The sequence below is a fragment of the Pollutimonas sp. M17 genome (assembly GCF_025836975.1).
Taxonomy (GTDB): Bacteria; Pseudomonadota; Gammaproteobacteria; order Burkholderiales; family Burkholderiaceae_B.
Map to the genome: position 1 here is coordinate 3,079,430 of NZ_CP107548.1, position 18,592 is coordinate 3,098,021.

Annotated in this window: 11 protein-coding genes and 2 riboswitches; of the genes, 2 read left to right on the forward strand and 9 right to left on the reverse strand. The window is 63.7% G+C overall.

The features are described 5' to 3' along the window. Positions 1-233: 233 nt before the first annotated feature. The 9 genes from gcvP to apbC all read right to left on the reverse strand — a co-directional run bounded on the left by gcvP (position 234) and on the right by apbC (position 15,902). A complete protein-coding gene (gene gcvP, locus OEG81_RS14530; protein ID WP_264129989.1) occupies positions 234-3,137 on the reverse strand; it encodes an aminomethyl-transferring glycine dehydrogenase in 2,904 nt (967 codons plus the stop codon). Between the two features lie 47 nt (positions 3,138-3,184). Then, a complete protein-coding gene (gcvH, locus tag OEG81_RS14535) occupies positions 3,185-3,565 on the reverse strand; it encodes a glycine cleavage system protein GcvH (protein ID WP_264129990.1) in 381 nt (126 codons plus the stop codon). A 47-nt stretch (positions 3,566-3,612) separates the two neighbouring features. Then, positions 3,613-4,707, reverse strand: coding sequence for a glycine cleavage system aminomethyltransferase GcvT (gene gcvT, locus OEG81_RS14540; protein WP_264129991.1), 1,095 nt, complete (start codon positions 4,705-4,707; stop codon positions 3,613-3,615). 54 nt (positions 4,708-4,761) lie between these two features. Continuing rightward, positions 4,762-4,872: riboswitch (glycine riboswitch) on the reverse strand. A gap of 20 nt (positions 4,873-4,892) precedes the next feature. Then, positions 4,893-4,981, reverse strand: a riboswitch (glycine riboswitch). 64 nt (positions 4,982-5,045) lie between these two features. Next, positions 5,046-6,287 carry an NAD(P)/FAD-dependent oxidoreductase gene (locus OEG81_RS14545; RefSeq protein ID WP_412034149.1) on the reverse strand — a complete coding sequence of 414 codons (1,242 nt, stop codon included), beginning with the start codon at positions 6,285-6,287 and terminating at the stop codon, positions 5,046-5,048. Between the two features lie 91 nt (positions 6,288-6,378). Beyond that, the gene (locus OEG81_RS14550; protein ID WP_264129993.1) at positions 6,379-8,640 is read right to left on the reverse strand and encodes an arginine/lysine/ornithine decarboxylase; all 2,262 of its coding nucleotides are present in this window, start codon (positions 8,638-8,640) and stop codon (positions 6,379-6,381) included. 39 nt (positions 8,641-8,679) lie between these two features. After that, positions 8,680-9,243, reverse strand: a complete 564-nt coding sequence (dcd, locus tag OEG81_RS14555; RefSeq protein WP_264129994.1) for a dCTP deaminase — start codon at positions 9,241-9,243, stop codon at positions 8,680-8,682. A gap of 74 nt (positions 9,244-9,317) precedes the next feature. Continuing rightward, positions 9,318-13,034, reverse strand: coding sequence for a translocation/assembly module TamB domain-containing protein (locus OEG81_RS14560; RefSeq protein ID WP_264129995.1), 3,717 nt, complete (start codon positions 13,032-13,034; stop codon positions 9,318-9,320). 5 nt (positions 13,035-13,039) lie between these two features. Then, entirely contained in the window at positions 13,040-14,812 is a 1,773-nt protein-coding gene (locus tag OEG81_RS14565) for an autotransporter assembly complex protein TamA (protein WP_264129996.1), read from the reverse strand. Between the two features lie 4 nt (positions 14,813-14,816). Then, entirely contained in the window at positions 14,817-15,902 is a 1,086-nt protein-coding gene (gene apbC / locus OEG81_RS14570) for an iron-sulfur cluster carrier protein ApbC (protein WP_264129997.1), read from the reverse strand. Between the two features lie 128 nt (positions 15,903-16,030). Between apbC and OEG81_RS14575 the strand changes: the two genes are divergently transcribed. Continuing rightward, positions 16,031-16,279, forward strand: a complete 249-nt coding sequence (locus OEG81_RS14575; protein ID WP_412034074.1) for a hypothetical protein — start codon at positions 16,031-16,033, stop codon at positions 16,277-16,279. Between the two features lie 238 nt (positions 16,280-16,517). Next, on the forward strand, positions 16,518-18,590 hold the full coding sequence (gene metG / locus OEG81_RS14580) for a methionine--tRNA ligase (protein WP_264129999.1): 2,073 nt from the start codon (positions 16,518-16,520) through the stop codon (positions 18,588-18,590). Positions 18,591-18,592 lie beyond the last annotated feature (2 nt).

The following is an 18,592-nucleotide window of genomic DNA, read 5'->3' on the forward strand; positions in this document are numbered from 1 at the left end:
CGGCCGACGCCGCCTGGACGAGGAAGGCGCGGGTAGCCCGGTCTTGGCCGGGCCGCTAGACGTGCCGGAGGCCCACCCCACCTGCCCGCCGGCGTCTTAAGAACTGAACATGGAAGCATAAGAACGCTTCCGCAGCCCATAACGACAATCAAGCCGAAAAAGATATCTACGAAAAACAAAGGCTGCAACAGCAACCGCTGCTACAGCCTTTGATCAAAGCAGATAAGAAGGATTTAAGCCGAAGCCTCCGACACCACAGCCGCCGCATCGTCCTCATACGCCGACATGGGCGGGCAGGAACACACCAGATTCCTGTCCCCGAACGCATTGTCCACCCGCGAAACCGGCGGCCAATACTTCCCATCCCGCAAGCTTGCCACCGGATAAGCCGCCTTCTCACGCGTGTAATCGTGGTGCCATTCCGTCGACAGCAGCATCTGGGCCGTATGCGGCGCATTGCGCAGCACATTGTCCTGCGCGTCCTTCTCGCCGCGTTCCACCTGGGCGATCTCTTCCCGTATCGCGATCATCGCATCGATGAAGCGGTCCAGCTCAGCCAAGCCTTCCGACTCCGTGGGCTCCACCATCAGCGTGCCCGCCACCGGGAAGCTCATCGTCGGCGCATGGAAACCGTAATCCACCAGGCGCTTGGCGATGTCCTCGTTCGAGATCCCGCAAGCATCCTTGATCGGCCGGATGTCCAGTATGCACTCGTGCGCCACGCGGCCGTTCTTGCCCGCGTACAGCACCGGGTAATGGTCGCGCAGGCGCGCCGCAATGTAGTTCGCGTTCAGTATGGCCACTTCCGTAGCCTGCAACAGGCCTTCCGAGCCCATCATGGTGATGTACAGATACGGTATGGGCAGGATGCTGGCCGAGCCGTAAGGCGCCGCCGAAACGGGGCCCACCGCTACACCTTCCGGCAACTGACCCGACTCGTCGACGATGCCCGGCAGGTAAGGCGCCAGATGCGAGCGCACGGCCACCGGGCCCACGCCCGGCCCGCCGCCGCCGTGCGGAATGCAGAAGGTCTTGTGCAGGTTCAAGTGCGACACGTCGGAGCCGAACTTGCCGGGCTGAGCCAGGCCGACCATGGCGTTCATGTTGGCGCCGTCCAGGTAGACCTGGCCGCCGGCGTCGTGCACCAGCGCGCAGATCTCGGTGACCGCCGTCTCGAACACGCCGTGCGTGGACGGATAGGTAATCATCAGGGCGGCAAGCCGGTCGCCCACGCTGGCGATCTTGGCTTTCAGGTCGGCCACGTCCACGTTGCCGTTGTCGTCGGATGCCACCACGACCACGTCCATGCCGGCCAACTGGGCCGACGCCGGATTCGTGCCGTGCGCCGACGCGGGAATCAAGCATACGTTGCGCTGATGCTGGCCGTTGGCCTGATGGTAGCCGCGTATCGCCAGCAAGCCCGCGAACTCGCCCTGGGCGCCCGAATTGGGCTGCAGGCTGATCGAATCGTAGCCGGTGATCTCGCACAAGGCGGCCGACAGGCGGTCGATAAGCTCTTGGTAGCCCTGGCTTTGCGAGGCCGGCGCGAACGGATGCATGGCGCCGAACTCGGGCCAGGTGACGGGGATCATCTCGGCCGTGGCGTTCAGCTTCATGGTGCACGAGCCCAGCGGGATCATGGTGCGATCCAGGGCCAGGTCCTTGTCGGCCAGGCTGCGCAAATAGCGCAGCATGTCGGTTTCGGATTGAATGCGCGAGAACACCGGATGCGACAGGATGGCCGACTGGCGCAGCAAGGTGGAGGGAATGCCGTGCTGCGCGGGCAGCATGCGCTTGACCGCAGCGTCCCAGGATTTGCCCAGGCCTTCAGCGAAAACCTGCAGCAGGGCATGCACGTCGTCGACGGTCACGGTTTCGTCCAGCGACACGGCCAGTTGCTTGCCGTCCACTTGCCGCAAATTGATCGAGGCCGCCTGCGCCGCCTTGACGATGGCCGGGGTGGCCGCGCCGGTGTCCAGCAGCAAGGTATCGAAGAACTGGCCGTTGACCGACCTCACGCCCAGTTCGGACAGTGAATCGCGCAGGAAGGCCGTCAGGTAGGCGACACGCTGGGCGATGCGCTTGAGGCCGGCGGGGCCGTGCCAGACGGCGTACATGCCGGCCATCACGGCCAACAGCACCTGCGCGGTGCAGATGTTGGAGGTGGCTTTCTCGCGGCGTATGTGTTGCTCGCGCGTCTGCAAGGCCAGCCGCAAGGCGGGCGCGCCCTGGCTGTCCTTGGATACGCCGACCAGGCGGCCCGGCATGTTGCGCTTGAACGCGTCCTTGCAGGCCATGAAGCCGGCGTGCGGGCCGCCGTAGCCCATGGGCACGCCGAAGCGCTGCGCCGAACCGATGGCGATATCAGCGCCCCATTCGCCCGGCGCGGCCAGCAAAGCCAGCGCCAGCAAGTCGGTGGCCACGGCCACCACGGCGCCCTGAGCATGCGCGGATTCGGTCAGGGCACGGTAATCGGCAAAGCTGCCCAGGCTGTGCGGATACTGAAGCAGGACGCCGAAGCACTCGGGCAGGCCTTGCGCCTCGTCGCCCACCACCACGTCGATGTCCAGGCCGCTGGCGCGGGTGCGCAGCAGTTCTATTGTCTGTGGATGGCAATGCAGCGATGCGAAGAACACCTTGCTCTTGGAGCGCGAGCCGCGGCGCGCCAGGGTCATGGCTTCGGCCGCCGCCGTGCCCTCGTCCAGCAGCGAGGCGTTGGCGATGTCCAGGCCGGTAAGATCGGCCACCATGGTCTGGTAATTCAGCAGCGCTTCCAGCCGGCCCTGCGAGATCTCCGGCTGATAGGGCGTGTAGGCCGTGTACCAGGCGGGGTTCTCCAGGATGTTGCGCAGGATGACATTGGGCACATGAGTGCCGTAATACCCTTGTCCGATATAGTTGCGGAACACCTGATTCCGCCCGGCGATTTCCTTCAGCTCGGCCAAGGCATCGGCCTCGCTGCGCGAAGCCGGAAGGTTAAGCGCGCCGCGCTTCAGGATGCTGGGGGGCACGACTTCCTGGATCAGGCTGTGCAGGTCGGGCACGCCGATCGCAGCCAGCATCTTGGCCTGGTCGGCCTGGCCCGGGCCAATGTGCCGGGGAATGAAATCGGAATGAGGGTCTAGTTCACGCAACATAAATCAACCTAAACAGAACAGGTTCGCAGCAAAGGCGATATAAAAAATCAGCCGGCGTTGACGATGGCTTCGTAGCCGGCGCCATCCAGCAGGCCGTCGGCATCGGCGGCATTGACAGGCTTGATCTTGAAGATCCAGGTGTCGAAGGCGGCTTCGTTGATCAGGTTGGGCTGATCGTTAAGGTCTTCGTTGAAGGCAACGATTTCCCCGTCCACGGGCGCGTAGATGTCGGAAGCGGCCTTGACCGATTCCACCACGCCGGCGGTCTCGCCCGCTTTGAGGCTGGTGCCGGGATTGACGTCGCCCACAAAAACCAGGTCGCCCAGCTGATCTTGTGCGTTATCGGTGATGCCGACCATCAGCAGGTCGCCCTCGGCTTTTACCCACTCGTGTGAAGAGGTGTATTTGCGGTCGCTAGGAAGATTCATGATTTACCCCGTATTGAATGAAATGGATGTTCTGGTTCAGGAAATGATCAGGCGATGATTTTGCCATTGCGCACAAACGGCATTTTTACAGCTTCGGCCGGCAGCCATTTACCGCGAATTTCAACTTGCAATGCATCGCCCGGCTGAACGCCGAGCGGAACGCGCGCCATGCCGATGGACACACCCATGGTCGGCGACATGGATCCGCTGGTCAGTTCGCCTTCGCCTTGCGCCGCGCGCACTTTCATGTGGCCGCGCATCACGCCGCGCTCCAGCAGCTTGACGCCTATCAGGCCGCGATCGACCTGCGCCGATTCCAGGGCATCTCGCCCGATGAAGCGGCGATCGGCGTCCTTGAGCGACACGGTCCAGGCCAGGCCCGACACCAGCGGATTGACCTGCTCGTCCATTTCCTGGCCGTACAGGTTCATGCCCGCTTCCAGCCTTAGCGTATCGCGCGCGCCCAGGCCGCAAGGCCGCACGCCGTTCTCGGCAAGATCGCGCCAGAAGGCTTCCACCTGAGCGGCGGGCAGGACGACCTCGAAGCCGTCCTCGCCGGTATAGCCGGTACGCGCCACCAGGGTGTCGTCGCCGACGAACGCGCCGGTGAATGGGGTCAGGTCCTGCGTGGCCGCCTTCCAGGCGGGGCGAACGGCCCATAGCTTCTCGCGCGCGTTCGGCCCCTGCACGGCCACCATGGCCAGGTCGCGGCGGGGGCTTATGCTGACGTTGAATTTTTCGGCGCTGGCGACTTCCTGCATCCAGGCCACATCCTTGTCGGCGGTACCTGCGTTGACCACCAGACGCCATACATCGGCACTGAAGAAATAAACGATAAGGTCATCGATGACGCCGCCTTCGGCATTCAGCATGCAGGAATACAGCGCTTTGCCGGGCACCGTGAGCTTGGCCGCGTCATTGGCCAGCAGGCGCCGCAGATAGGCCAGCGCATCGTCGCCCTGGACATCGACATTCAGCATATGGGACACATCGAACATCCCGGCGTCCTGCCGCACCGCATGGTGCTCTTCAAGCTGGGATCCATAGGACACGGGCATGTCCCAGCCTCCGAAATCGACCATTTTGGCGCCGGACTCGAGGTGGACGGAATGCAGCGGGGTATGCTTTGACACTGAAGACATGGAGACTCCGGAAGACGGGAAACGAACGACGTAAGCCAACGATGTGCTGGCCGGCACCGCCCTTCTGTCCTTTTGCCTGAGAGTTGACCCGCAATGGCGGATGTTCACCTTCGGCGCTCGAAGCCCTGCCCTTTGGGCGGAACGAGTCTCTCCAGAATGCTGCCTTGCCCGGCGATCAGCCAAGCAAAACACGAGCGGTACGGGGTGCCTGAGCGATTCTGGGCGAATTGCGCCTTCGGCGGTCGAAAAATCGACACTCTCCCACTCTGTGTGACTAACAGCAGTCGCAAAGAATAACTCGAAAGCGGGCAGAACGCCAAATGAAATAAAACGCGGGCCTAAGCGGCCTTCAACGCCCGGCCGCAAGCAACGCCCGACGCCCACGCCCACTGGAAGTTGTAGCCGCCCAGCCAGCCCGTCACGTCCAGTGCCTCGCCCACGAAATACAGGCCGGGCACATGGCGGGCCTCCATGGTTTTCTGGTTGATCCCACGGGTATCCACGCCCCCGCGCATCACCTCGGCCTTCTTGTAGCCGGCCGTGCCGCTGGGTACCAGCATCCAATTATGGATGTTGGCGGCCAATTCCCTCAAGGTCCTGTCGGGCACGTCGGCCAGGCGCTGGGCGCCGATATTCCCACCGCCCGCTGTGGCCGCATTGGCCAGCCATTGTTCGGCCAGGCGCTTGGGCCACAGGCCCGCAAGCGCCGTGGCCAGTTGCTGCCGGCCGCCCGATTTTGCCTCCAGCAGATCCCGCTCCAGATCCTGGCCGGGCGCCAGGTCGATGCAGATGGCCGCGCCCGGATTCCAGTAGCTGGACACCTGCAACACCGCCGGGCCCGACAGGCCGCGATGGGTGAACAACAGATCCTCCAGGAATACGGTGGCGCGCTGGCGGTTTCTGCCGGCCCGCCGGGCCGCGGCCCCGCTCTCCTGTCCGACGGCGGCGTCCGGGTTTTTATCGTGCTCCCTGGCCTGTATCTCCACTTCCACGGCAAGGCCGCTGAGCGAGGCGAAGGGCTCCCAGGCTTGAGCGTCGAAAACCAGCGGCACCAGCGCCGGCCTCGGCTCGATCACTTTCAGGCCGAACTGACGCGCGATGCCCAGCGCGAAGTCGGTCGCGCCCAGTTGCGGGATGGCCATCCCGCCGGTGGCCAGCACCAGTTGCCGGGCGGCGATGGCGCCCTGGCCGGTCTGCAAAAGATAGCCGTCCTCGTCCCGCGACACGCCCTGGACGGTACAGGGCATGCGCCATGAGACGCGCCCAAGATCGCATTCGCGCTTGAGCATGGCAATGATTTCTTCGCTGGAGTCGTCGCAGAACAGCTGGCCGCGATGCTTCTCATGCCAGGTGATGCCGTGCCTCTCGACCAGGTCGATGAAATCGCGCGGCGTGTAGGCCGCCAGCGCCGACCGGCAGAAATCGGGGTTCTGGGACAGGAAGTTGGCCGGTCCCGTGCCGATATTGGTGAAGTTGCAGCGCCCCCCGCCGGAGATGCGTATCTTCTCGGCCAGCCTCGACGCGTGCTCGACCAGCACCACGCGCAACCCGCGCTGGCCGGCCACGGCGGCCGCCATCATGCCGGCCGCGCCGGCGCCGATGACGGCTACGTCAAACCCGTCGGAGGTCAACTCTGGATCCTGCCAACGCGAAAAGGAAACCGCACTGGCCCTAGCCTTCTTTGATGCAGTCGACGTAATACCTGTCCATGCCGTCGGGCCCCATGTCCTGCGCCAGGCCGTGGACGTAGGTTTCGAAGCCGGGGAACTTGGCATTGAACTCGCGGGCGAACTGCAGGTAATTGACGATGCGTTTGTTGAAGCGTTCGCCGGGAATCAATAGCGGAATGCCCGGCGGATAAGGCGTAAGGAGCACGCCGGTCACGCGGCCTTCCAGCTCGTCGATGCTGACGCGCTCGGCTTCCCGGTGCGCCATCTTGGCATAGGCGTCGGAAGGCTTCATGGCCGGCACCATGTCGCTAAGATAGACCTCGGTCGTCAGGCGGGCCAGATCGTACTTGCGGTAGGCCTGATGAATCTGCTGGCACAGGTCGCGCAGGCCCATCTTCTCGTAGCGGCGATGCTCTTTGCAGAAATCCGGCAAGATGCGCCACATGGGCTGGTTGCGGTCGTAGTCGTCCTTGAACTGCTGCAAGGCGGTCAGCAGCGTGTTCCAGCGGCCCTTGGTGATGCCTATGGTGAACAGGATGAAGAAGGAATACAGGCCGGTCTTCTCGATCACCACACCGTGCTCGGCCAGGTACTTGGATACCAGGGCGGCGGGGATGCCGGTCTCGGCAAAGGTTCCCGAAATGTCCAGGCCGGGGGTGACCACGGTGGCCTTGATGGGATCCAGCATGTTGAAGCCGTCGGCCAGGTCGCCGAAGCCATGCCACTCGTCGCCCGACTCCAGCAGCCAGTCGTCCCGGTTGCCGATGCCGTCGGACACCAGGCGATTCGGGCCCCACACCTTGAACCACCAGTCGTTCTTGCCGAACTCGGATTCCACCTTGCGCATCGCGCGGCGGAAGTCCATGGCTTCGGCAATGCTTTCCTCGACCAGCGCGGTGCCTCCGGGCGGCTCCATCATGGCCGCCGCCACATCGCAGGAGGCAATAATGGCGTACTGCGGCGAGGTGGAGGTGTGCATCAGGTAGGCTTCGTTGAATACGTTGCGATCCAGCTTGCGCGTTTCCGAATCCTGCACCGTGATCTGCGAGGCCTGCGACAGGCCGGCCAGCAGCTTGTGCGTTGAATGGGTGGCGAAAACCATCGCGTCCGGACTGCGCGGCCGGTTCTCGCCGATGGCGTGCATATCCTTGTAGAACTCATGGAAAGCGGCATGCGGAAGCCAGGCTTCGTCGAAATGCAGCGTGTCGATTTCGGAACCCAGCTTTTCCTTGATCATCTCCACGTTATAGATGACGCCGTCGTAGGTGCTTTGCGTAAGGGTCAGAATGCGCGGGCGCTTGTCCTTGGCATTGCGGGCGAAGGGGTTGGCCTCGATCTTCTTGCGTATGTTCTCCGGATCGAACTCTTCCAGCGGAATCGGCCCGATGATGCCCAGGTGGTTGCGCGTGGGGCGCAGGAAGACCGGAACCGCGCCCGTCATGGTGATGGCGTGAAGAATGGACTTGTGGCAGTTGCGGTCGACCACCACCACGTCGTCCGACGCCACGTTGGCATGCCAGACGATCTTGTTCGAGGTGGACGTGCCATTGGTCACGAAGAAGCAATGGTCGGCATGGAAGATGCGCGCGGCGTTGAGCTCCGACTCGGCCACCGGTCCGGTGTGGTCCAGCAGCTGGCCCAGTTCGTCGACCGCATTGCAGACGTCGGCGCGCAGCATGTTCTCGCCGAAGAACTGGTGGAACATCTGGCCCACCGGGCTTTTCAGGAAAGCCACGCCGCCGGAATGCCCGGGGCAGTGCCAGGAATACGAACCGTCAGAAGCATACTTGACCAGTTCACGGAAGAACGGCGGCGCCAGGCCGTCCAGGTAGGCGCGCGCCTCGCGGATGATATGCCGTGCGACGAATTCCGGCGTGTCCTCGAACATATGGATGAAGCCATGCAGCTCGCGCAGTATGTCGTTGGGAATATGCTGCGAGGTGCGCGTTTCGCCGTAAAGGTAGATGGGGATCTCTTCGTTGCGGAAGCGCAGTTCGCCGATGAATGAGCGCAGGTTCTTGATGGCATTGGCCACGTCTTCGGGCGAATCGACGTCGAATTCCTCATCGTCGATCGACAGGATGAACGCGCTCGCGCGGCTCTGCTGCTGTGCGAACGAACTGAGGTCGCCGTAGCTGGTGACTCCCAGCACCTCGACGCCTTCGGCCTCGATGGCCGCGGCCAGGGCACGAATGCCAAAGCCCGAGGCGTTCTCCGAACGGTAGTCTTCATCGATGATGACGATGGGGAAACGGAATTTCATGCGATGACTCCAGTCAGGGTCTGTTAACGCTAAAAGGCCCTAGGTGCGAGGCAGGGTCACGCCCTGCTGTCCCTGATATTTGCCGCCCCGGTCGCGATAGGATGTCTCGCAGACCTCGTCGCTTTCGAAGAACAGCATTTGCGCGCATCCCTCGCCCGCGTAGATCTTCGCCGGCAACGGCGTGGTATTGGAAAATTCAAGCGTGACGTGGCCTTCCCATTCGGGCTCCAGCGGCGTCACATTGACGATGATGCCGCAACGGGCATAGGTGCTTTTTCCCAGGCAGACGGTCAGGACACTGCGGGGAATGCGGAAATACTCCACCGTGCGGGCCAGGGCGAAGGAGTTGGGCGGAATAATGCACACGTCGCCGGTAAAATCGACAAAGGACTTTTCATCGAAGGCCTTGGGGTCGACGATGGTTGAATTGATATTGGTGAATATCTTGAATTCGTTGGCGCAGCGCACGTCGTAGCCGTAGCTGCTGGTGCCATAGCTGACGATGCGGTTGCCATTGATCGAACGAACCTGGCCCGGCTCGAACGGCTCTATCATTCCAGCGCCGGCCGATTGCCGGATCCAACGGTCGTTTTTTATGCTCATAGCCCTAACCTTATTACGTTGGCGCGTATTTTATCCCCTGTGCGCCAAAGAAGCGCGGCCGCCGCAAAACAAATTCAATCCCTGGAAAACCAGCGGTAAACCAGCGCCAGCCCGTTGACCGTGCCGGCGGTCACCTCGGCGGTCAGGCCCCGCGCCAGGCGGTAGCTTGCCCTGCCCACCGTGCCGGTGTCCGACAGCGCCTGCTGGATGCTCAGGGTGATGCCGCCGGCCAAGCCCTTGCTGACCGTAATGAACTTGCGCTCGATGTCGCTGGTGCCGCTGTCCAGGCCGCTGACCACGCTTTCCACCGGCAGTATGCTGCCCGCCGCGCCCAAGTCGCCCGATCGTATGCTGACTTCGTCCACGCCGAACTTGCGATAAAAGGGCTCGCCGCTGCCCAGGAACGAGGTGCCCACCGAAAGCAGCAGGGCCACGTCGCCGCCCGAATCGTTGGGACCGTGGCCCAGCAGCAGCCAGGAAAGCTTCTCGATCTCGCTGACCGCGGGATACGACACCAGGTCGATGCGCGGCCGCTTGGCCGTGCCCGCCACCCGCACCCCCGCTTCGACAGCAAGTCCCGTGCGCAGGGCCTCGATGTCCAGCACGGGGCTGGCGATGTCGCCCTGGAAGGTGATGGCGCCCCGGCGCAGCTGCAGGCGCTGGCCGTAGGCCTCGATGGCGCCGCCGCGGGTGCGCAGCGCCCCCATGGCGGTCAGCTTGCCCTCGGCCATCATCACGTGCAGCTTGCCCACCAGCCCCGAATTGACGCCGTAGCCGGTCAGGTAGAAGCGCGGCCCCAGATCCAGTTCGAGGTCCATGGACACATCCATCGGCGCGCTGACCTCCTTCTGGGTTTCGCCCGGCCGCAGGACGACCACATCGCCATCCACGGTGGGAACGCCGCCCAGCACGTCCAGGTCGAACCAGCCCGCATCGGCGGTCAGCGCTCCCTTGAGCGCAATGCGCGGCAAGCCCGCATCCAGCGACAGCTTGCCGCTGACCATGGCGTAGCGGTCCGAGCGCTGCAGCAGCGGATAACGGTACAGGTCGATGTTCACCAGCCCCTGCGACTCGAACAGGTTCCAGTCGCCGCTGAGCGTCAGGCTCCCGCCTTTGGCATCCGGATTCGTGCCGACCCACTCGGCCGTGCGCCATTCCTTGGGCGTGACCCGCAAGACGGCCGGAAACGAAAGCTTGTCCAGGATCAAGCGGTCGCCCTGCAATCGTGCGGCCAGCGTGCCGTCCAGCAGGCGTATGCCGTCGTCGATGCGCACGACCCGTATCTTGCTGCCCGTGATGGTGCCGCCCGTATCCCAGCTGCCGTCGGGCTTGCTGTTCAACTGCACCCTGGCCTGCACGGCGCCGCCCAGCTCCATCGCATCGTCCAGCAGCAGGCTGGTCCACCCCAGGTCGTCGATATCGGCGTCGACCTTGACCGTCTTGGCGTCTTTCGGATCCAGAAACAGGCCGCCGCCCGGGCTGGCATGCAGCAGCGTCGACGCGCTGGCCGATACCCGGCCCATCTTGGCGGTTGCGACCCTGGCCTCGGCGCTGAGCCGGCTGGCCGCCTCGCCTGCCCGCCTGGCAACCAGATCCACGGCCAGCTCCTGCAAGCCCAGGGGGAAGGCGGGCTCCGCCGGCACCATGACGTCGCCCGACACGCGCGCGATGTGCGCCTGGCCCTCCAGGGCGCCGGCAAAGGCCAGCTTCCAGTCCAGCGACAGCACGATCTCGGCCAAGTCGCTGCCTTCATCCGACTTGATCTTGACTCCGCCGCGCTGCTCCTGCTCCCGGAAAGCGGGGTCCAGTTTCTTGCGCAGATCGGCAATCAGGCGCGGCGAAACCGGCAGATGCGCAATCGCCCCCTGGGTTTCCCAGCGTCCGGCGCCGCCGCGCGATGCCTTGTGGTCCAGCGTGAACAGCGAGCGGGACGACATCAGGAAATCGATGCGGGTATCGCCCACCTGCCATTGCCAGGCCGGCGCGAGCGCCGAAGGCACAAAAGCGATGCGCGCGGGCCTGGCAAGCTTCACGCCCAGGCCCGCATGCTCTGTATCCAGCATGGCCAGGGTGCCGCGCCAGCCTTCCAGGCGGTCTTGGTCTGACGGACCCGGCCCCCAGCCGCCCTCCAGCACCGCATGCGCCGCGACCGGTGCGCTGCCCACCTCTTGGGCCTTGCTGTTGGGCGGCGTGTATTGCGCGTCCAGATCCGCCTTGTGCCTGGCCAATGTGCCCGCCACTTCGCCGCGCAGCCGGACTCCGCCCGGCAGGGCCGGCCAGAATGCAGCCAGTTCAGGCGCGGCCAGGTCCAGCTTGAGCCGGCTGTCCGACGCGCCCAGCGAGCCGTCCGCCTTCAGGTGGTTGCTGCCCAGGCGCAGATCCATGTCCACCGCGGCCAGTTGCAGGCCTGTCCATAAAGGCTGGTCTATCGCGGTTTCGACCTGGACCCGGGCATCGCCTTCAGCTTCGGCCGCGGTCCCGGGTTGGCCTCCCGTCCCGGCTCCGGACGATCCGGGTTCCTGCTCGGCCGCCGGAACAGGCTTTGCCTCGTTCACGATGCGGGCGCTCAAGCGGCCCGACAGCGCTTCCTTGTTCCACGTCGTTCCCTTGGCAAAATCAATGGCTACTTCCGCCGAGCGGACCTGATCGCGATCCAGCAGTTGCACGTCGAACTCGGAGGCCATGCTGACGACAGCCGGCGGAATGACGGGGCCGGCCAAGCGGCCGATATCCAGCTTTTCGGTCTTCAACGTTCCTTGCAGGCGATCGTGCACCGCGCCGTCCAGCACCTCGGACGTCCAGTCCAGCCGGCTTTCAAGCAGGGAACCGTCCGCTAGATGCAAGGCGGCCGTGGCATCCTTCAAGGGGAACGCGGCACGCGGCGCGAGATTCGCATCGACGTCGATGCTCATGCCTTGCCCCGCCCCGCTCACCACCAGTTTCATGGCGTCCAGCGTGCCGGCCAGGGTCGTCTCGATGTCCAGCGTGCAAGCGGCGGCGCCACCCCGATCTCCGTCCTCATTGCCGCCTTCCTGCTCCTTGGCGGCGGCCTTAGCTTCATCACCCGCGGACGGATTCTTGTCCTTCTTGCTTTCCGCCTCCTGGGTCGCGGGCGGCGGAGCGATGTAGCGATGCGCGCACAGGGGCGAGTCGTCCCCCACGCCCACTGCCCTGGTCGCCAGGCGGGCCTGCATGGGCCAGGGGTCCTGCAATGCCTGCAGCACCACCTCGCCGTCAAATCCGGCCTTGAGCATCTCGTGCTCGACCTCCAGGCGCTGCAACACCAGCTGGCCGCCCTTTTCATCCAGCGCAAGCGCCGTGGACAACGAGCCAACCCGCAAGGGGAGCGGCTCTCCGTCCTGTGAAACACGCAGTTCGCCAACCGCAAAGCGGTCAACGGCCACGCGCACCGGCAAGGCGGGCATCTTGAAGGGTTCAGAGGGCGGTTCGGCTTCGGGCCCCGGAAGCAAGTCGGCATCCACCATGTCGGCCGACAGGTCGGCCACATGCAGGCGGCGGTCCAGCAATTCGCGCCACTCGACCCTCAGATGGAAACCGCTCAGCTTCAGCGCCACGGCCTGCGGCACGGTCATGGAAAATTCGCTCACCCGCAAGCCGGTCCAAAGCGTGCCCGACACGCCACGCGCCTGGCCGTCGAACTGCTGGGCGGCGGTGATCAGGGCCCAGCGGGTACCGGGCTGCGTCGCCGCCACCCAGTAGACGAAGCCGCAGACCGCCGCGACCAGCAGCACAAGCGGCGGCACCAGCCACAGCAGAAGACGGCGCAACACAGTAATCAAAACGCAATACCCAGGGAAAAGTGCAGCCGCAGGCGCTTGTCGCGCTGGCCGTAGGCCAGGTCCACGAAAAACGGACCGGCCGGCGTGCGGAAGGCCATGCCTACGCCATAACCCAGCGACATCTTCATCTGCCCGAAAGAGGCCGCCGCATCACCCGCGTCCACAAAGAAGTTCATGCCCAGTTGCTCGGTGAAGTAGTGCGTGTACTCGACGCTGCCCACCGCCAGCGCCGGAGCTCCGATGACGGCATCGCCGCGATGCAGGCCTATGCTTTGGTAGCGGTAGCCGCGGATCGACCGGGCGCCCCCCGTGCGATAGCCGAAGTCCTGCGGCAGGCGATCCGTCTTGGACCATACCTTGCCGACCTCGCCGCGAACGGTCAGGACGTCGCGCCGCCCGACCGGCCACCACTTCTGCACACGCAGGCTGGAACGATAGAAGCGTTCGGCCTTGTCCAGCGTAACGCCGGCGCCAAGGCCGAAGTCGATCAGGTTGCCTTCGCGCGGGTCGTACTTCTTGTCCACGTCGCGCCGCAGCCATTGCCAGGTGCCCACCAGCGTGGGCACCTCGAAACCGGGCGCGCCGCTGATGCGGGTCTTGTCGTGGGCGGCGATCAAGCCCCATTGCGTTTCGTATTCGACCCGACTGTCGCCCGCCGCCTTGCGTTCCTGGCGCCGCTTCCAGCCCAGGCCGGCCCGGGTATTGTCCAGGCCCTCGATGTCCGAGTGCTCATACAGCACGCCCACGCTGTCCTTGTAGCCGCTGGTTGTGGGCGGCAGATGCACGTCGAAGAAAGCACGCTGGCGGTCCTTGTCGACGCCGGCGCCGGTTTCTATCCAGACCGGCTGCCCAAAGACGACATTCTGGCGATACAGGCCCTCGACGCGGACGCCGTGGTCGCTGTCCACGCCCAGGGAAGTGGTCACCCGCCGGGCCGGCGCTTCGGAAACCTGGACGCGCACCGGCAGCTCCACTTCGCCGTCGGGCAGGGTCTTCCTGGCCGACTCGTCCTGATCCAGCGTGACGAAAGCGCCGCGAAAGAAGGACGTGGATTGCAGGGCCTGCTGCCACTCATCCAGCAGATCCTGGTCGTAAGGGTCGCCCGGCGTGTAGCGCACATAGCGGTCGATCAGGCTGGCCGGCACACGCTTGAGCCCGATCACGGTGACCTCGCCCATGGTGACGCGCGGCCCGCTTTCCACCTGGACCGACAAATCGGCCACGGCCTCTTCGGCATTCACCGTGGCCTGCGTCGAGGCCAGCCGCGCAAAATAGAAATCCTTTCGGCTGACGTCGTCGAGCAGGCCCGCCTTGGCCCTGCTCCAGGCCTCGTTCACGAACGGCATGCCCTGCGTCAGCGGCCATTGCTCCTTCAGCGACTGGACGCGCGCAGCGAACTCGGGCCGCTCGATCTGTCCCGTGAAACCCAGCTTGACGCTCGATACGTGGGTGAGTTCGCCAGGCTCGATGGTGATGTCCCAGGCTTCGCCGTCCAGCCCCTCGCTGACCTCCAGCGTGACCGTGGGTGCATAGTAGCCCTGCGTCTGCAGGGCCGATATGGTCGCATCGTGGGCGCGCCGCCGCAGGCGCGAGACTTCGCCGCCATCCTGATCTTCGGCCAGCCGGGTGATGGCCTGGACCGCGCTGTTGATGGATTGCAAAGCCTCAGGGGGAATCCCGCCCGGGTCGATGATGACCTCGGGCGGAGCCGCATGGGCGCTCTGGGCAACACCCCATGCCAGAAACAGGCAAACCGCTCGAGCCCGCATTAAATCAAGTCTTCCTTGCCACGACCGTGGGCATTTTTCCGGACATATCGCGCGGCAGGGCCGCCACATTGGCCGCTATGCCTTGCGCAATATCGTTATAGGCCTTGGCCGCCTCGCCCTTGGGGTCGGCGACCACGGTGGGATTGCCTGAATCGGTCTGGGTTCGTATGTTCAGTTGCAAGGGCAATGCGCCCAGCCAGGGCAAATTGAATTCCGCCGCCATGTTGCGCCCGCCGTTTTCACCAAAAATGGGCTCGGCATGGCCGCAATGGGTGCAAATGTGCACAGACATGTTTTCGACCACGCCCAGCACCGGAACGTTCACTTTCTGGAACATGCGCAAGCCCTTGCGCGCGTCGGCCAGAGCCAGGTCCTGCGGCGTCGTAACGATGACGGCGCCGGTCAGCGGCACCTTCTGCGCCATCGTCAAGGCAATATCGCCGGTTCCGGGCGGCATGTCGACGATCAGGTAGTCCAGGTCGTTCCAGTTGGTCTGGTTCAGCAACTGCGTCAGCGCCTGCGTCACCATCGGGCCGCGCCAGATGGCCGGCGAATCCTCTTCAATAAGAAAACCGATGGAATTGGCTTGCAAGCCATGGCCCACCAGAGGTTCCATGGTCTTGCCGTCCAGGCTCTTGGGCTTGCCCGACAGGCCCAGCATGATGGGTACGCTGGGGCCATAGATGTCGGCATCCAGCAGTCCCACCCGGGCGCCCTGGTTCAGCAGCGCCAGGGCGATGTTCACGGCGGTCGTGCTTTTGCCCACGCCGCCCTTGCCCGACGCCACGGCGATGATGTTGCGCACATTGGGCAAGGGCCTCAGGCCCGGCTGTACGGCATGGGTCTGTATGGCGGTCTTCGCGTCCAGCGATTTCAAGTTCAAGCCCAATGCCGCCAAAGCGGTTTCAATCCGTTTCTTCAATTCCGTCAGCCCATTGTGCGATGGATAACCAAGGGGTACAGTGATATCTATATCCGCTCCATTCAACTGTATTTCACAGTTTTTCGCCGTAACGGCAAGCTTCTTCTTGGTGTGGGGGTCCATCACTTCGGATAGCGCACCCAGTATTTGTTCAGGATTTAAGCTCATGACTATAGGCCTTGCTTGAAATAAGTACACCGAAGCCTCAAGAATAGCGGATAGAAGAATTAATTTTCCCCAAACGAACGCTCGGATTGGGGGAATTATTTTCCCCTGACGGGGTCTACGTAATCAATATGAATACATTTAATCAAATTCTCCGCGGTATCTTGTTTCTGGTGCTGGCCGTTTTCGGCATGGCCATGGCATTCATATTCATGATTTCCACCGCAATCGCCGTCGCCATCCTGTACGTCGTGGCGCGCATCAAGGGCCGCCCCTTCGGCGTGAAGGCATACTGGGACGAGCGCCGTCGGCCCGATTCGGCCAAAAACGTCTTCAAAAACAAGGACGTGACCGACATCGAGATGCGCGAAATCCCCTAAGGGACAAAGCGGGCGCCCATCATACCCAGCGCACGCCCGCCCGATGGCGTTCGCACACCAAACTTAACAATTCATCACCAATCCGCAGAATCGGATGCATGTCCGGAGCCGAAATCGGGTCATGGGCGGCCGCGCCTTGCCCGCCTGCTATGCTTGCGTGTTCAGCATGATCCGGGGGAAAGCCCTAAAATTGGCAGTTCCCCGCTTTTTCTCAATCTTTTCATAGACATCTTCCGACATGCCTCGCACGCTATTCGTAACCACTGCCCTGCCTTACGCCAACGGTTCCTTCCATATCGGCCACATCATGGAATACATCCAGGCCGACATCTGGGTGCGTTCGATGCGAATGTCGGGGCACACGGTGCATTTCGTGGGCGCGGACGATGCCCATGGGGCGCCCATCATGCTCAAGGCGGAAAGCGAAGGCATCACGCCGCAGGCCCTGGTGGCCCGCTATGCCGGCGAGCGCCCCCAGTACCTCAATGGCTTCCACATCGAGTTCGACCATTGGCACTCCACCGATTCGGCCGAAAACATCGCGCTGTCGCAGGACATCTACCGGCGCCTTAAAACGGCCGGCTTCATCGACACGCGCACCATCGAGCAGTTCTACGACCCTGTAAAGGGCATGTTCCTGCCCGATCGCTACATCAAGGGCGAGTGCCCGCGCTGCCATGCCAAAGATCAGTACGGCGACTCCTGCGAAGTTTGCGGGGCCGTGTACGCGCCCACCGAGCTCATCGATCCGTATTCCACGCTGACCAAAGCGACGCCGGTGCTGAAGTCGTCCGAACACTTCTTTTTCAAGCTGTCCGACCCGCGCTGCGTCGAGTTCCTGCAAGCCTGGACCACCGGCAGCAATGCCAGCGGCAATAAGCGCCTGCAAGCCGAAGTGCTGGCCAAGACCCGCGAATGGCTGGGGACGGGCAGCGACGACGGCGAAGCCAAGCTGGCCGACTGGGACATCTCGCGCGACGAACCCTATTTCGGCATTCCCATTCCGGACGCCCCCGGCAAATACTTCTATGTCTGGCTGGATGCGCCGGTGGGCTACCTGGCCTCACTGAAAGCCTATTGCGACAAGCAGGGCCTGGATTTCGATGCCCTGACCGCGCCCGACAGCAGCACCGAACAAGTGCATTTCATCGGCAAGGACATCGTGTATTTCCACGCCCTGTTCTGGCCCGCCATGCTGAAGTTCTCGGGCAGGAAGACGCCCGACGGCCTGCACGTGCACGGCTTCATCACCGTCAGCGGCGAGAAAATGTCCAAAAGCCGCGGCACCGGCATCTCGCCGCTGCGCTACCTGGAACTCGGCATGAATGCCGAATGGATGCGCTATTACATCGCGGCCAAGCTGAACTCCCACGTCGAAGACGTGGACTTCAATCCCGACGACTTCATCGCACGCGTCAACAGCGACCTGGTCGGCAAGTACGTGAACATCGCCAGCCGCGCCGCCAATTTCATCAGCAAGCATTTCGACGGCCAACTGGCCTACCTGGGCGACACCCAGGTCCTGCAAGACGAACTGGCGCAAGTGGCGGAAACGGTGCGCGCCGATTTCGAACTGCGCGAGTACGGCCGCGCCATACGCCGCATCATGGCCCATGCCGACCAGATCAATCAGGCCTTCGACGCCGCCCAGCCCTGGGTCATGGCCAAAGGCATCGCCACCGCCGGCGACGAACAGAAAGCCGGGCTGCAGAATGTGTGTTCCCGCGCCCTGGCCGGCTTCAAGGCCTTGTCGGTCATGTTGACCCCTGTGCTGCCGGAACTTGCCGATAAAGTCGCGCGCGACCTGTTCGGCGCAACGGACGCCTTCCGCTGGCCCGACGCCGGCCAGCTGCCCGCGCAGATCGCCCCCTTCAAGCACCTGATGCAGCGCGTCGAGCCCAAGATGCTGGACGATCTTTTCGAGCCGCCCGCCGAGCCCGTACCCACGCCTGGCGGCGAAGCCATCGCCGAAACCATAGACATCAAGGATTTCGCCAAGGTCGACCTGCGCATCGCCCGCATCGTCCACTGCGAAGCCGTCGACGGCTCCGACAAGCTGCTGCGCCTGACCCTGGATGTGGGCGAAGGCCGCCACCGCCAGGTGTTCTCCGGCATCAAGGCGTCGTACCAGCCGGCCGACCTGATCGACAAGCTGACCGTATTGGTCGCCAATCTGGCTCCCCGAAAAATGCGCTTCGGCGTATCCGAGGGCATGGTGCTGGCCGCCAGCCACAACGACGAGAAAGCCGATCCCGGCATCTATATTCTCGAGCCCTGGCCGGGCGCACAGCCCGGCATGCGCATCAGTTAGCC